The sequence below is a fragment of the Marinobacter sp. C1S70 genome (assembly GCF_000475355.1).
Classification (GTDB): Bacteria; Pseudomonadota; Gammaproteobacteria; order Pseudomonadales; family Oleiphilaceae; genus Marinobacter; species Marinobacter nauticus.
This window is the reverse complement of sequence record NZ_AXBW01000011.1, coordinates 134,239-149,545: the sequence shown is the minus strand read 5'-3', so window position 1 is coordinate 149,545 and position 15,307 is coordinate 134,239. Positions and strand designations below refer to the sequence as shown.

Genomic DNA, 15,307 nt, shown 5'->3' with positions numbered 1-15,307 from the left:
TTTAAGCCCTATCATTTAACCATGGTGAGGTTAACGCCTTACCTCGAAATCTGAAATTCAGGCCTTCAGACTTCTTGTTCCGCGTTGTTTCGACGCCCGGGTTCGTTAAGAACCCCTTCCATGAGAGCCACCCCTTGCGGGCTGGCTCTTTTTTTATGGGTCAATTTACAGGCATGAGAGAAATCTAGTGTTCAATGATGCGGCGAAACGGCGGGAGTGCATCCAATAGCAACTGCCCGTAGCGTCGAGCCACAATCCTGCGGTCCAGAATGGTCACCCGCCCCGTGTCCTGTTCTGTTCGCAGCAGGCGGCCAACGGCCTGCACCAGTTTGACAGAAGCATCCGGCACCGTGATTTCCATGAATGGATTGCCTCCGCGCTGGGTCACCCACTCTGCCAGGCTGGCTTCAATGGGGTCATCCGGTACCGAAAAGGGTAATCGGGTGATGACTACGTGGTGCAGATAGCGCCCCGGCAGATCAATCCCCTCCGCGAAACTGGCCACACCAAACAGTACACTGGGCTTACCTTCGTCAACCCGGCTGCAATGCACCCTGAGCACCTCATTCTTGGCCATATCGTCCTGGGTCAGGATCAGTTCCGGATACTCAGGCGCCAGGGCATCACGAACCTGCTGCATCTGACGGCGCGACGTAAACAGAACCAGTGTCGCCTTTTCTCCGGCCCAGAGCTCCGGTAAACGCTTCACCAGGGCATCGGCAAACCCATCGTCGGTAGGCATCGCGACCATGGCCGGAACTTCCACCGTCGCCATTTCGGCATACCGGAACGAACTGGGTACTACCAGATAGCGGCTGGCTTCAGGCAATCCGGCCCGCGAACGCAGGCGATCAAAGCGTCCGAGCGCCGTCAGAGTGGCACTGGTCAGCACCGCCCCATAAGCCCTCGACCACAATCTCGAATACAGCAGGTTATCGGCCAGTACCGGCGAGCTGAACAGAGTGATGTCCTCAGCATGGTCCCAGCGCTGGCGCACCGCCCATCGTGCCGCAGGCGGGCCTTTACGGGCGGGGGCTTCGACCACAGGCTCCTGTTCATCGCTGACGGTGGCGACGCCTTCGCTCCAGGCGATCCATAACCGCAACTGATCCTCGGCCCTGGCATGAAAGGAACCTACTACCGGGTACCAGGAATCTGCTGTGTCCCGGTCCAGCTCCGGATCCTTGCGCTCATCGAATGCGCTCTGGAGTTCATCGACCAATGTTCCGAGGTGCCGACAAAGCCCTGCCGTGGCGATTCGTGTTTCCCCAGCCAGTTCGGCCAGCTTCTCGGGCAAGGCACCATCCGGATACCGCCACTGGGCACTGCGGCGCTCTTCGTTAAATTCCCAGCCGGTATTCTGCTCAACCTCTTCGTACACGCGAGTGAGTGCCAGATCCAGATCCCGACCCGCGGCACTGATCTTTTCAACCGCTTTGGCGGCCTGGGAGCCCGCTGGAAGCCAGGGCTGCATCTTGACCAGCGCCTGGGAAAGCTGTTTCAGCCATTGCCGGGTGGAGTTCAACGGCACCGACGCGGCGAAATGGTTCAGGGCCTTGTCGGGCAGATGATGGGCTTCATCGAAGATGAACAGCGCGTTCTCCGGCTCCGGAAGAATGGCGCCACCGCCCAGGGCCAGATCCGCCAGCACCAGGTCGTGATTGGCCACCACCACATCGGCATCGTCCAGATCCTTGCGGGCATCAAAGAACGCACAACTGTCAAAGTAGGCGCAGTGCCGGTTGGTGCACTGGCGATGATCAGTCGTCACCTGACGCCAGATTTCATCGGGAATCTGTTCGGGCCAGTGATCCCGGTCGCCGTCCCAGTCCCGGGAACCATAACTGGCAAGCATGTTCTCGAAGGTAGCCCGGCTACGGGCCTCGTCGTCTACCGGCTGATCCAACAGAAACAAGGGCATGGTATCGCTGTCACCATGGCCTTCATCGTGCAGCCTCGCTTCCAGTCGAGACATACACAGGTAACGACCACGGCCTTTGGCAAGAGTCCAGCTGAAATCCAGCTTGCTGTGTTTACGCAGGTCCGGCAGATCTTTCAGAACAATCTGATCCTGAAGCGCCACCGTGGCGGTGGAAATCACCAGAGTCTTGCCAAGGGCTTTCGCCACCGGAATGGCGGCGATGAGGTAGGCCAGCGTTTTACCTGTCCCGGTACCAGCCTCCACCACGCAGGTAGCCGGCGGGGAAGTGCGCTGGCCATCGTTGTCGGTGATTTCCCCCATGTACCGGGCAATCTCCGCAATCATCAAGCGCTGGCCATAACGGGCACGGATATCCTTGCCCGCCAGCACATCCCGATAGGCTTGCTGAATTTGCTGTTTAACGTCCTCTGTCAGCGCCATTATCTCGGGCTCACCCAGTCACGCACAGTACCGACACGGAAAAACTGACCGTTCTTGCTGAGCACCACGCCGTCTTCGGTAATACGTTCTACCAACAGCGACCCAAAGCCGTCTCCCGGCTTCAGGTAATGGCCATTGATCATGACACGACTGGCGGAGGGGTCAGATGCAAATATGTGACTGTTAAAGGTCAAATCAGGGACACTCTTCTGAAAAGAAAGGGGTAGTTCCACAAGGTGAGGCACCCTGCCCTGCGGCACCCGTTCCGTCAAGGCAGATTGTGGCGACGGCTCACTTTCGGACCGACTTGGAACAATGACGACAGGTTCGTCCCAGGACTGCTGGTTGACGCCGGACTCATCTGACATGGCATCATCACCTGCCTCAGTGACCACGCCTGTACCTGTTGCCTGAGACAGGTCCTGCCCTCCGGAAACCCGGACCGGATCCGCTATTTCAGTCTCTGCAAGCGGCTCAGGATCAGGCTCAGGCTCAGCCGCCGGCACATCGGGTACCGGTTCGGACTGTTCCTGGGCTACAGCAGGAGCCCCCTGCACCGTCACGATCTTTGCGTCTCGCTCCGGCCAGAACAACCAGGCAAGCACACCCGCGTTCACTAACAAGGCCAGTGCAACCCACACCACGGCCGATACCGGCTTACGTCTGGGGCGGTATACCATCTGTACCGGTTGTCCGAGATCAGGCGCTTTGCCCTGCCGGCGCTCCGCTTCGGATTTTCGGAGCGCATCGAGAATATACGACATACGCTACCCGCTCCTGACCATCACCGACGAAACCAGACGTGGAATATTCTCGGCCAGATCGTTGTTCATCTGGATAATGGTCATGGCGCCTGCAATACCATCCACAGTGAGCCCACGCTTTTCCTGATACCAGCGCACCTGGTCGGTCATCTCCATACGCTTGACCCGGGCCGCCTCCTGCCCACCGCTGCTCAGACGCTCTGCAAGCTCCATCATCCGTGCACCGATCCATAACTGCTGGCCAGAGTCATCGCCGTAGAATCCATCGCCGGTCATGAATTCAGGAATTCGCCAAAGTACCCTGAAATCACCGTACCAGTAGTCTTCAATCTCCCGGAATGGCACTTGCTGGCTGCCCCGGGGCGTCGCAATCACGGCCAGATCGCCATCCAGTCGTTCCACAACCACCTGGCGAGTGCGGCCGCTTTCATCCCTTAACTGAAGGATGGCCGGCCGATTGATGAACTCCAGGCTTCGTCGACTCCCCTGGCGTTCCAGGCAGGCCAGCCCCACCGTTGCGGCGTAATCACAGGCGATCGGGTTGGCCGACGGTTCATAATTCTTGCCCCACAGATCAAACAAAGCGCCGAAGGCCTCAGCCAACGACTGGGTGTGCTGGTTAAACACGAACCCCGGCGCTGTTGGCTCCGGCGCCACGATTACCGGCTGGTCAGAATCTGATACCGTTTTCGGCTCAGGCTCTGCCTCCCGTTCAATCACACCTTCAACGGACCGTTCTGCCTTGGGCTCGGCGAGTGCCGGGGTCGGTGAGCCAGGAAATTCAAGCAGCCACAAGGTGCCAATGATGGCCAGTATGACCGAGGCGACAACCAACCATACATGACTGCCCCGGCTTCGGAACGTCCCGCCGGCCGGGGCCATCGCCAGCCCGCCATTGACCTCTTTTGCCGCTTTGCGAATGTGGGTGACGGAGATCAGATGATCTCCCTCCGCATAGGCGCCGAGCAGTGCCCGGTCGCTGATCAGATTGATAAGCCGGGGTACGCCCTGACTTTCCCGATACAATCTACGGACCGCCCCGGGGGTAAAAATATCACCCCGCATACCGGCAACATTAAGCCGGTACTGCAGATAGGCAGGCAATTCCTGCCGGTCTATTGCATCCAGGTGGTAGCGTGCCGTGACCCTTTGATTAAGCTGGCGAAGTTCCGGCAGAGCCAGGATCTCCTGCAATTCCGGCTGGCCAAGCAGAACAATCTGCAGCAGTTTCTTTTCCGAGGTTTCCAGGTTGGTCAGCAAGCGCAGCTGTTCGAGCACCTCAGCGGAGAGGTTCTGGGCCTCGTCAATAATCAAAACCTTGTGCCGGCCCGCAGCGTGGGCTTTCAACAAATCCTGGTTGATGCTGTCGACCAGGGTTTTGATACTGGCATCAGGTTGATGCGCTATTTCCAGCTCATCACAAACGGACGACAACAGTTCCCTGGCGGACAGGCGCGGATTCAGGACCAACGCAATATCCACATGTGCCGGCGCGTTTTCTATGAAGCAGCGACAAACCGTGGTTTTACCAGTGCCCACCTCGCCAGTGATCACAATGAAACCGCCCTGCCCCTGCACACCGTACATCAGGTGCGCCAGTGCTTCCTTGTGGCGATCGCTGAGGTAGAGATATCGGGGGTCGGGAGCGATTGAAAATGGCGGCTCACGAAAGCCGAAGAAATCGTAGTACATGGTTCCTCAGGGCCTGGCCGGGGTATCACCGCTTACCAGTTTGAGTTCCGCTGCGCGCCGGTTTTGCTGTTTCAGGCGGCGAACGCAACGCTCCAGGGTTTTCGAGATCCGTGCGTGGGAGCGGATCATGGATATCTTGGGCCAGGTCGCCCGCTCACCTTCCAGAATCATCTCACGAACATACTCAGGGCTCGGGTTGGCAAGCATACGCCGAAAATGTCGCAGGGAATAGTTTGGTGCGATGGTCACATCGCCGGAGTATCGCTGAGCCATAATGGTATACATCTGGCCGGAAAGCTGCCGCAGGATCTCTGGCCGAACACGTTTTCGAAGGTAATCGAATACGCCTTGCCCGTGGAACTGTATCTCGGATTTCAGCAAGTGGGACGGCAGATTGGTCAGCGACAGTTTTTCATCCTGGCCACGATCCGTCAGAAACGGCACCACGTGAGGGTTGGTCTGGCTGACAATGGTGAAATTCACATCATAAAGGTGCATCAGTCGTTCAATAGGCAGATCGCTCACAACAGAGCCGTCTACAAACTTGAGCCGCGGCATGTAGGGCAGCGAATTACCGTTAAGATCTTTTTTCATCAGCGTTACTGGCGGGAAAATACCCGGTACAGCGGCACTGGCCAGGGCGGCACTCCACACCAACAGGTACGGTGACGTGTAACCGCACAGCAAGCGGGCTTTCTGATGCGCCTGCACCGGAGACACACTGACATTAATACTGCGCCCCGTGCGCTGGTAGGCTTCCTCAAAGGTATAGTCGCCAATATTCTCCCGCAGGCATCGGCGCAATGTGTCCTGGTCCATCAGACCGGTTCCGCGCATGGCGCTTAACAACCCCCGCCATTTCCATGCTTTCAGGTTATGGCTTTCAGGCACCAGCATTTCAGGAATTTCAGCATCGGTATGAACCCCCAGAATGCCGGCGATAATGGCGCCGATGCTGGAGCCGGCAATCACCTGCGGCAACAGGCCTTTCTCCCACAGCGCCTTGATAACCCCGAAATGGAACATGCCCAGGCTGGCGCCCCCACTCAACAGCAAGGTGGGCCGCCCGTAGCTTGTCAGGGTGTCGCGGAAAAACTGCAGTTTGTCATACACCGGGAAACCAGGGACCGGGTGGTCACACAGGTAATCCAGCGACTCACAGACCTGAGTGATGTATTCTTCAATTAGGTGTTTGGTACCGACGCGGGAGCGGGTGTACAGCGCCGGATTCCCCATGTTGCCAAGGTCGTGATGCAACCCTTCCCTGAGCGCGCGCTTCAGGCGCTCGAAATCATTCTGTTGGCGATACTGCTTGAGATTGGACAGGCGATCATAGATCAGCTCGTAATGGTAAAGATCGGAGGCAAAATCCTCTTTCCATTCGGCATTGCCCTCAAGAAAATCCAGCTCCAGTGCGGCCGCTTTCCACTGTTCATAATTCGTGGCCTGCGCCAGCATTTTTCGGAAACGGGTTATTCTCGGGTCCTTGATCACCTGTCGCCTCCCGGCTTGTACACTCAGAAATCGTCGAGCATCAGATCGTCATCATCACTCGCGAAAGGATCTTCGGTGATCTTACCATCGTTAATCAGGAATTCACGACGCTGCAGGAAGGCATTGCGCATAAACGTGTACCGATCCCCGGAAATGAAATTCTCCGCCGGGATCAGGTCTGCCCGCTTATCCACAATCTGGAGCATTCGCAGGTAATACCATTCGGGATTCTCGACCGAGTCCCACGCCGAAGGCAGCATGAACCCGTCCGCCGCCATACCCGTGAAATACCGGGGCGTGGACGGCCCAAGCAACGGCAGCATCAGGTAAGGACCGGAATCCACTCCCCAGGTTGCCAGGGTCTGGCCGAAATCCTCCGGCCGCTCGGGCAGCTCGAAGGCGTTGGCAACATCAAAGAAACCACCAAGGCCGAAAACCGTGTTGTAGGTAAAACGGCCAACCGCCACAACCGCAGACTCACCCTTCAGCTGCAGAAGGCTGTTGGTGAAGTTACGGATTTCGGTCAGGTTATTGAAAAAATTGGTAATCCCCCGGTCCACCAGATCTGGTGTGACGGTGCGATAGCCCTTGGCTACCGGCCGGAGAAACCACCGGTCAATAGCATCATTAAAGGCGAAGACCTTTCGGTTCCAGTTTTCATAGGGATCGCCGGTTTCAACCGGCATAGTCTGTTCACCCGGGGGCTCCTGGAGATTCTGGGCCGTGGCCGGATTAAAGACCGCCAGGGCCGGGAAAACTGCGATGACCATCCAGGATGACCAGCGCCGGGACTTACGCTCTTTCATGTCGCTCTCTTGGGTTGTTTAACCTGTTCAGTTTCGTCAACAATACCGGCGCTTTATTATTATTTTTCAACCTTCCGGAGGAAATCCGATGTCAGTACCGGGAAATCCCGTCAGCTCCCTCACCATGGCACTGCGATGGGGTGATATGGATGCATACGGCCACGCCAATAACACAGTTTACTTTCGTTTCTTTGAAGAAGCCCGGATTGTCTGGCTTGCCTCACTGGAACTCGGTGGTGCCGAAGATGCCACCGGGCCGGTCATTATAAAGACCAGCGCCACATTCCTGAAGGAGCTGACTCACCCCGCCAATGTGGTGGTGGAAACTTACGCGGACAAAGCCGGAAATACCAGCCTGGACACTTACCACCTGTTGAAAGACAAGGATACCGGAGATATCTACGCGGAAGGCTATGCGAAAATCGTCTGGACGGACCGGGCGACACGCAAATCCACCCCGCTGCCAGACACCTTGCGGGCGCTGGCAGCGAGATAAACCTGCTCAGCGGTGGCGGACCACAACGCTGCCAATGGAATAGCCGGCGCCGAATGAGCAGATCACGCCCAGATCGCCGGCTTTCAGATCGTCCTTGTATTTGTGGAACGCGATGATGGACCCTGCGGAACTGGTGTTGGCGTATTCGTCCAGAATCACCGGAGCCTCTTCCACAGTGGCATCACGGCCCAGCACCTTGCGCGCGATCAGCTGATTCATGTTCAGATTGGCCTGATGCAGCCACATCCGGGTGAGATTACCCGGGCTAAGGGAAAGGGATTCCAGATGGCCCTGAATGGTCTCGGCCACCAGGGGTGAGACTTCCTTGAACACCTTCCGCCCCTGCTGGACAAACAGTTTGTCTGGCTTGCCAATGCCGGATTCATCGGCACGATTGAGGAAGCCGAAGTTGTTCCGGATGTTATTGGAAAACTTGGTTTTCAGACGAGTACCCAGAATTTCAAAACCCTGGCCGGCTTTGGTGTCTTCCTCACGCTCAACCAGTATCGCCGTGCAGGCATCACCGAAGATAAAGTGGCTGTCCCGATCCCTGAAATTCAAGTGGCCGGAGCAGATTTCCGGGCTGACCACCAGCACCGAACGTGCTGCACCATTTTCGACCGAGTTGACTGCCGCCTGCAGGCCGAAAGTGGCAGAACTGCACGCCACGTTCATGTCATAGGCAAAGCCTTCAATACCCAGGGCTTCCTGAACTTCAATGGCGATGGCCGGATACGGCCTTTGCAGGTTGGAACAGGCAACAATGACGGCATCGACATCGGCCGCCGTTTTACCCGCCTGGGCCAGGGCTTCCTTGCTCGCGGCCACAGCCATATCGCACTGTACCGACGGTTCATCGTTGCTGCGCTCCGGAATGTAGGGGGTCATCCGGTGGGGATCAAGAATACCATCCCGATCAATAACATGCCGGCGCTTGATACCGGAGGCTTTTTCAATAAAGGCAGAAGACGAGGGTTGCAGGGCAGCGACCTCACCACGGGCAATTTCGTCGGCATGCTCGTTGTTGAACAGCTCCACGTACTGATTGAACGCTTCAACCAGTTCATCATTCTCGATAATGGCGGGCGGCGTATACAGGCCGGTTCCGCTGATGACGGCTTTAATCACAATAACCCCACGTCACAATTATAAAAACGGTTTCTGACATCACGATGTCAGAAATACTAACACAGTCCGGCAGAATTGCCCGTGGGACTATCGTCCAGTGGCCCCGTTATAGTGCATCCGAAAACGTTATATACGGGTCTTTTCCCATTGTTTATCCAACCGCTTCGCCGAAACCGTCATTACCGTGCCCAGTTGTTGGGCAAAAAACGACACCCGGAACTCCTCCATCATCCAGCGGTAGGTTTCCAGCTCCGGGTCTCGCACGCCCTGGCGCTTCTGTTGCTCCAGTTTCGCGGCATACCGCGCCCATAATGGCTCAATGGTGTGAAGAAATTCCCGCTCACGCCCCATTTCCCGCGCCATTTTTTCCAACCGGATGTCCGCCGCTTCAAAGTAGGTGCCGAACCGTTCCAGCCACTGAGCAGGGGTATTGACCAGGAATCCCGGGTACACCAGATGTTGCAACTGGAATTTGAGGTCGGCCATGCTTGCCGCCAGCGCCAGATTGATCTTGCCCTTGAGCTGTTTCGCGACTTTCTGGTAGCCGTTCATAGCCTGAAACAGACGCTCGTCAGCAGCTTCCAGAGCAGGAATGAAGTCCCCCCGGTGGCGGTCGAACAGCTCTGCGAACGCCTGTTCGGTTCTGGGCAGTTGGTCCGCCAGAAAATGCTGCATAACCGTCGACAACACCAGATCATCCAGCAGTCCCTTTGCCTGGCCGATCGGTGCAAACATCAACGCAGACTGCTTGAACCGGGGCAGCTTTCGCTCAAGATCCGCCAGGGTATTGCCGAACCGGTTCACAATCAGCCGCGCAACGCCGCGACGATGAGTATCCTCGGCCGTGAGTTTGTCCAGACACCGAGTGGCACGAACCTTATTACCCAGATCTTCCAGAGCCGGGTAAACCGTGACCTGCATACCGCCCTTTTCTGTTTGAACCTGCTCCGGGAAGGTGCCGAATTGCCAGTCGGTGTATTCACCCGCCTGTTTTTGCCCGGGTTCATCCCTGGTCGCCGATGCCAGCGCTTCTTCGGCCCGACCCTCCAGTCTGGCCTGGAGTTCACCAGTATCACGACTTTCGGCGATGACCTTGCCTTTATCGCCAGTCACCCGCAGGTTCATCCTCAGGTGGCGGGGAAGCTCCTCTTCCGGCCAGGCATCCGGATCAATCTGGACCCCGGTCATTCGTCGCAGCTGTTCACCCAGTTTGATCGCCAGAGGCTCGTTGTCCGGCTGCAGGTTGGCCAGAGCCGCGTCGACAAAGTCCGGTACCGGCACAAAATTCCGGCGCAACGCTTTCGGCAATCCCTTGACCAGGGCAATGCATTTTTCCCGAAGCAGCCCCGGCACCAGCCATTCCAGACGTCGGGCGGGGATCTGTCGCAGAGCCATCAGGGGCACATTCAGCGTTACGCCATCGCGCTCACTGGTTGGCTCAAATTCGTAACTCAGAGGGTACTTCACCCCCTCCCATTCCAGGTAATCGGGATACTGCTGGGCCGAGGACTCATCCAGAGGCCTTTGCAGAACGTCGGCCTCGGTCAGCTCCAACTGCTTCAATTCCTCAGCAGATAATCCTTTCCACCAGGACTCAAAATGCCGGCCACTGACAATATCCGCTGGAAGTCTCTGGTCGTAAAACGCCACCAGCACTTCATCATCCACCAGAAGATCCCGCCTCCGGGTTTTCTTCTCCAGATTCTCGACGGTATCCAGCATTTCGCGGTTACGGGCAATAAAGGGCGCCCTGGACTGGAAGTCCCCCTCAACCAGGGCGCGGCGAATAAACAGATTGCGGCACTCCACGGGGTCGACCTTGGCGTAAGGAATGCGGCGCTTGGGGACCACATCCAGGCCATACAGTGTGACCTTCTCGTACCCCATCACCTGGGCACGCTTCTGCTCCCAGTGGGGTTCAAAATAGTGGTGCTTTACCACGTGGCCTGCCAGCGGCTCCACCCATTCGGGCTGAATGGCCGCCACCATTCGGGCAAACACCTTGCTGGTTTCGACGATCTCGGCCGCCACAATCCACTTGGGTGCCGTCTTGCCGACTTTGGAGCCCGGGAAAATCATCACCTTCCGGTTTCGGGTGGCCAGATACTCCCGCTTTTCCACTTTCACCGCCACCTGGCCAAGCAAGCCGGCCAGAATGGCTTTATGCACTGCGTCGTAGTTGGCCGGCTGGTTATTCACTGTCAGCTTCTGTTCCCGGCAGATCAGGGTGAGCTGGCGGTGAATGTCCCGCCACTCACGCATTCGCATCCAGCTCAGGAAAGTTTTCTGGCACAGTTTCTTGAGCTGGTTCTGGGACAATTCCTGGCGCTGCTCTTCGAACCAGTTCCAGATATTCAGCAGGGTAGCGAAATCCGATTCCTTATCGTTGAACGGTGCGTGAGCCTGGTCGGCCGCCTGCTGCTTGTCCTGTGGGCGTTCCCTGGGGTCCTGAACGCTCAGGCCGGCAATCACAATCAACACTTCCGCCAGACTGCCCTGCTCTGCTGAGGTCACCAGCATACGGGCTAACCGGGGATCCAGTGGCAATCGGGCCATGGTGCGCCCGAGCCTGGTGACACGCCGTTTGTCGTCGACGGCGCTGAGTTCTTCCAACAGTTTGTATCCATCGTTGACCTGGCGACGGTCCGGCGCCTCAAGAAACGGAAAATGCCGGATCTCACCCAGCCCGGATGTCGCCATTTGCAGGATAACGGAGGCCAGGTTAGTTCTCAGGATTTCGGGATCGGTGTATTCCGGGCGGTTCAAAAAGTCCGTTTCGTCGTACAGACGGAAACAGATCCCCGGCGCCACACGGCCACACCGGCCTGCCCGCTGGTTGGCACTGGCCTGGGAAATCGGTTCAATTGGCAGCCGCTGTATTTTCGAGCGCACACTGTACCGGCTGATGCGCGCAACGCCGGTATCAATCACGTAGCGAATACCGGGCACGGTCAGCGAGGTCTCAGCCACGTTGGTGGACAACACAATCCGCCGTCCCTTGTGGCCCTGAAACACCCGGTTCTGTTCCTGGTTACTCAGGCGGGAATACAACGGCAACACTTCGGTATGACGCAGGTCGGCGTGGCGCAGCACCTTGCTCACGGCCCGGATCTCCCGCTCGCCTGGCAGAAAAACCAGTACATCCCCCGGAGGCTGCTTTTCCTGCCGTTCATGCTGTTCAATCTCGTCCAATGCCGAGAGAACACCGTCGGTCCAGCCCTGATCCCTGTCGTCCTCGTCTCCAACCAGGGGGCGATATCGAATATCCACCGGGAAGGTGCGACCGCTGACTTCGATTACGGGCGCTTCGTTGAAAAACTCGCTGAAGCGTTCCACCTCAATCGTGGCCGAGGTGATGATGACTTTCAGATCCGGGCGCTTCGGCAACAGTTGCTTGAGGTAGCCGAGCAGAAAATCGATATTCAGGCTGCGCTCGTGGGCCTCATCGATAATCAGCGTGTCATAGCGATCCAGAAAACGGTCGTGCTGCACTTCCGCCAGCAGGATACCGTCGGTCATTACCTTGACCCGGGACGATTCCGAGGTGTTGTCGGTAAACCGCACCTGGTACCCGACCTGCTGGCCTACCGTCTCACCCAGCTCTTCGGCAATCCGGCTGGAAACACTGCGCGCGGCAATCCGCCGGGGCTGGGTATGGCCAATCAGGCCGCGGATACCCCGCCCCAGATTCAGGCAAATCTTCGGAATCTGTGTGGTTTTACCGGAGCCGGTTTCACCGGCAATGATGACCACCTGATGGTTATTGACGGCGTCACTGATATCCTCGACCCGATCGCTAACCGGCAACCCGGCGGGAAAGGTCGCCGGCTTGTGCAGTTCCTGACGCTTACGCACCTTGTCCAGCCCCTGATCCAGCCATTGCGCCATCTTTTCCAGGTCCTTGTTACCAGGGTTACCCTTGCAACGGCTTACACGACGAATGATGCGGGCGGCCTCCTGCTGGTTACAGGCGTCCAGCTGGTTCATCATCGCTTTGACAGCGGCCCGGGAATCAACGGGAGTTTCGGAACGAGTGTTGTCAGTCATTAACAGCTGCAGGCTCATCAATGGATAGGTGGAACGTCAGGGCGAAACAGTCTAACGAAATCCGGAGCCAAGAAACACAAAGACCCCGCCGAAGCAGGGTCTTTGGTTGGTATGCGGGCCTCGCCTGTTACTTGGCGTTGGCCTCGTCCCGCAGCTCACGACGCAGGATCTTGCCCACGTTGCTCTTTGGCAGTTCATCACGGAACTCAAAGTGCTTGGGTACCTTGTAGGCGGTCAGACGCTCCCGACAGAACTCCTTGATTTCGTTAGCGGTTACACCTTCTTTGGTGGGCACGACATAAACCTTCACCGCTTCGCCGCTCTTGGCATCGGGGATCCCCACGGCGGCACACTCCACCACTTTCGGGTGTGTAGTCACAACATCTTCGATTTCGTTCGGGAACACGTTGAAACCGGACACGATGATCATGTCCTTTTTACGATCCACAATGCGGATGTAGCCGTCTTCCTGGATCAGGGCCACATCGCCGGTCTTCAGGAAACCGTCATCGGTGAACGACTTCTGTGTATCATCCGGACGCTGCCAGTAACCGCGCATCACCTGCGGGCCTCTTACACACAGTTCCCCCGGCTCGCCGACCGGTGTTTCGTTGCCGTCGTCGTCAATGGTTTTGACCACAGTGGACGGAATCGGCAGACCGATGGTTCCAATCTGGATGGCGCTGCGGGGGTTGAAGGTAACCACCGGCGAGGTCTCGGTCATACCGTAGCCTTCGCTGATTTCGCAACCGGTCACACGCTGCCACATTTTCGCGGTATCACTGGTCAGGGCCATACCACCAGAGGCAGTCAGCTTGAGGCCAGAGAAGTCCAGATCCTGGAAGTCCTCGTTGTTGCACAGGGCCACAAACAAGGTATTCAGGCCAATAAAGGCAGAGAACTTCTGCTTCTGCAGCTCTTTAACAAAGCCGGGGATATCACGCGGGTTCGGAATCAGAACGTTATGGGCACCTGCTTCCAGCATAATGCCGCAGTTCAGGGTGAAGGAGTAAATGTGGTACAGCGGCAGCGGTGCAATCACCACTTCCTTGCCCTCTTCCACCTGATCTTCCAGCATTGGCCGGACTTGTGTCAGGTTGGCCACCAGGTTGGCATGAGTCAGCATGGCACCCTTGGCAACACCAGTGGTGCCGCCGGTGTACTGCAGCACGGCCAGATCATCCAGCTTGATGTCGACCGGGGTAAACTTTTCACGGGCACCGGCGCTGAGTACCGCCGGCAGCTTATGAGCACCCGGAATGTTGAACGCCGGAACCATCTTCTTGAGGTGCTTCACCGCGGCATTCATCAGGGTACGCTTGATGGGGGAATGCATATCGGCAATCTCGGTCACGATCACGTGCTCGATGCCGGTATGGGGCAACACCTTCTCCGCGTTGTCGGCCATATTGGCCAGAACAACCAGAGCCTTTGCGCCAGAATCGTTAAACTGGTGCTCCATCTCGCGAGTGGTGTACAGGGGGTTGGTGTTCACCACAATCAGACCAGCGCGCATGGCCCCGAACACAACCACCGGATACTGGGTAACGTTCGGCATCTGCACCGCAATGCGGTCGCCCGGTTTCAGGTCGGTTTTGTTCTGCAGCCAGGCCGCGAAGTTACGGCTCTGAGTATCAAGATCCCGATAGGTCAGGGTAACGCCAACTGCTGTAAACGCAGGCTTGTCTGCAAACTTCTGTACCGCCTGCTCAAAAACATCCACCATGTTCTTGTATTTATTGAGATCGATTTCCCGAGGGATGCCAGCTGGGTATTTGTCTTGATAGAACTGCTCAAAATCCATCACCATCTCCTGTCTGATTGGCGCTGTGGGGTATTACCGGATGGGTTCAGAAGCCCCCTGATTGTAATGTTTTGCCAAGGCCGATCGCTCGGGAAAATCAACCCGACTAAAGTATCAGCCTCAAAAAAGTGGGGAGAGAATAGCAGTTTTGTTAACGATGAGGTAGTTTTCAGATCAGCAAACGGTACAACCGTACTCGAACACTGAATCACCGGAGCCTGTGATGAGCGACACCCTGGATACGCTGGAAAACATTACCTACGACGAACTGAACGAGGGCGATTCAGCCACCTTCACACGCACCCTCACCGAAGATGAGCTGGTGCTGTTTGCTGCGGTATCCGGAGACGTAAACCCGGTACACCTGGATTCCGAGTTTGCCGCAGAATCCATGTTCCGGGAGCGCATCGCTCATGGTATGTGGAGTGGCTCACTGATTTCTGCCGCCCTGGCCACAGTAATGCCCGGCCCCGGCACCATCTACCTGGAACAGAGCCTGTCCTTCAAACGACCGGTCAAGCTGGACGACACACTGACCGTCACCTTGTCGGTGCTTCGCAAGGAACCTAAAAACCGTGTCTCTTTTGGCTGCGATGTGCGCAATCAGAACGGTGATCAAGTGGTTACCGGCGAGGCCAAGGTGATTGCCCCCACCGAAAAGATGTCGTTGCAAAAACCCCGCTTGCCGAAAATCACCATCGAAAACTGAGTTTC

General features: G+C 57.0%; 10 protein-coding genes. 2 read left to right on the top strand and 8 right to left on the bottom strand.

Annotated elements, in window-relative coordinates:
* Positions 1–184: 184 nt before the first annotated feature.
* The 5 genes from dinG to Q669_RS02760 are packed head-to-tail and all read right to left on the bottom strand — an operon-like array spanning position 185 to position 7,118.
* Complete coding sequence (dinG, locus tag Q669_RS02780) at positions 185–2,362, bottom strand: ATP-dependent DNA helicase DinG (RefSeq protein WP_022991152.1); 2,178 nt, start codon at positions 2,360–2,362, stop codon at positions 185–187.
* Positions 2,362–3,126, bottom strand: coding sequence for a general secretion pathway protein GspB (locus Q669_RS02775; protein WP_022991151.1), 765 nt, complete (start codon positions 3,124–3,126; stop codon positions 2,362–2,364). Before Q669_RS02775 ends, dinG begins: the two co-directional genes overlap by 1 nt.
* A gap of 3 nt (positions 3,127–3,129) precedes the next feature.
* The gene (locus Q669_RS02770) at positions 3,130–4,818 is read right to left on the bottom strand and encodes an ExeA family protein (protein ID WP_022991150.1); all 1,689 of its coding nucleotides are present in this window, start codon (positions 4,816–4,818) and stop codon (positions 3,130–3,132) included.
* A 6-nt stretch (positions 4,819–4,824) separates the two neighbouring features.
* Positions 4,825–6,312: a DUF3336 domain-containing protein gene (locus Q669_RS02765; protein WP_031210938.1), complete on the bottom strand. Its 1,488-nt coding sequence runs from the start codon at positions 6,310–6,312 to the stop codon at positions 4,825–4,827.
* A 23-nt stretch (positions 6,313–6,335) separates the two neighbouring features.
* Entirely contained in the window at positions 6,336–7,118 is a 783-nt protein-coding gene (locus Q669_RS02760; protein ID WP_022991148.1) for a VacJ family lipoprotein, read from the bottom strand.
* A gap of 88 nt (positions 7,119–7,206) precedes the next feature.
* Here Q669_RS02760 and Q669_RS02755 point away from each other — a divergent pair, with 88 nt between their 5' ends.
* Positions 7,207–7,614 carry an acyl-CoA thioesterase gene (locus tag Q669_RS02755; RefSeq protein ID WP_014421347.1) on the top strand — a complete coding sequence of 136 codons (408 nt, stop codon included), beginning with the start codon at positions 7,207–7,209 and terminating at the stop codon, positions 7,612–7,614.
* Between the two features lie 6 nt (positions 7,615–7,620).
* Here Q669_RS02755 and Q669_RS02750 read toward each other — a convergent pair whose 3' ends face one another.
* The 3 genes from Q669_RS02750 to Q669_RS02740 all read right to left on the bottom strand — a co-directional run bounded on the left by Q669_RS02750 (position 7,621) and on the right by Q669_RS02740 (position 14,593).
* Positions 7,621–8,742 carry a beta-ketoacyl-ACP synthase III gene (locus Q669_RS02750; protein ID WP_022991147.1) on the bottom strand — a complete coding sequence of 374 codons (1,122 nt, stop codon included), beginning with the start codon at positions 8,740–8,742 and terminating at the stop codon, positions 7,621–7,623.
* A gap of 126 nt (positions 8,743–8,868) precedes the next feature.
* The gene (gene hrpA / locus Q669_RS02745) at positions 8,869–12,789 is read right to left on the bottom strand and encodes an ATP-dependent RNA helicase HrpA (RefSeq protein WP_200861784.1); all 3,921 of its coding nucleotides are present in this window, start codon (positions 12,787–12,789) and stop codon (positions 8,869–8,871) included.
* Between the two features lie 127 nt (positions 12,790–12,916).
* Entirely contained in the window at positions 12,917–14,593 is a 1,677-nt protein-coding gene (locus tag Q669_RS02740) for a long-chain fatty acid--CoA ligase (RefSeq protein WP_022991145.1), read from the bottom strand.
* Positions 14,594–14,816: 223 nt separating this feature from the next.
* Here Q669_RS02740 and Q669_RS02735 point away from each other — a divergent pair, with 223 nt between their 5' ends.
* Positions 14,817–15,302 carry a MaoC/PaaZ C-terminal domain-containing protein gene (locus Q669_RS02735; RefSeq protein WP_022991144.1) on the top strand — a complete coding sequence of 162 codons (486 nt, stop codon included), beginning with the start codon at positions 14,817–14,819 and terminating at the stop codon, positions 15,300–15,302.
* The last annotated feature ends 5 nt before the right edge of the window (positions 15,303–15,307 follow it).

Excerpts from the sequence above, each read along its gene's own strand:
- Q669_RS02775 (WP_022991151.1), bottom strand. The coding sequence starts at position 3,126 with ATGTCGTATATTCTCGATGCGCTCCGAAAATCCGAAGCGGAGCGCCGG.
- dinG (WP_022991152.1), bottom strand. The coding sequence starts at position 2,362 with ATGGCGCTGACAGAGGACGTTAAACAGCAAATTCAGCAAGCCTATCGG.
- Q669_RS02755 (WP_014421347.1), top strand. The coding sequence starts at position 7,207 with ATGTCAGTACCGGGAAATCCCGTCAGCTCCCTCACCATGGCACTGCGA.
- hrpA (WP_200861784.1), bottom strand. The coding sequence starts at position 12,789 with ATGACTGACAACACTCGTTCCGAAACTCCCGTTGATTCCCGGGCCGCT.
- Q669_RS02735 (WP_022991144.1), top strand. The coding sequence starts at position 14,817 with ATGAGCGACACCCTGGATACGCTGGAAAACATTACCTACGACGAACTG.
- Q669_RS02770 (WP_022991150.1), bottom strand. The coding sequence starts at position 4,818 with ATGTACTACGATTTCTTCGGCTTTCGTGAGCCGCCATTTTCAATCGCT.
- Q669_RS02760 (WP_022991148.1), bottom strand. The coding sequence starts at position 7,118 with ATGAAAGAGCGTAAGTCCCGGCGCTGGTCATCCTGGATGGTCATCGCA.
- Q669_RS02740 (WP_022991145.1), bottom strand. The coding sequence starts at position 14,593 with ATGGATTTTGAGCAGTTCTATCAAGACAAATACCCAGCTGGCATCCCT.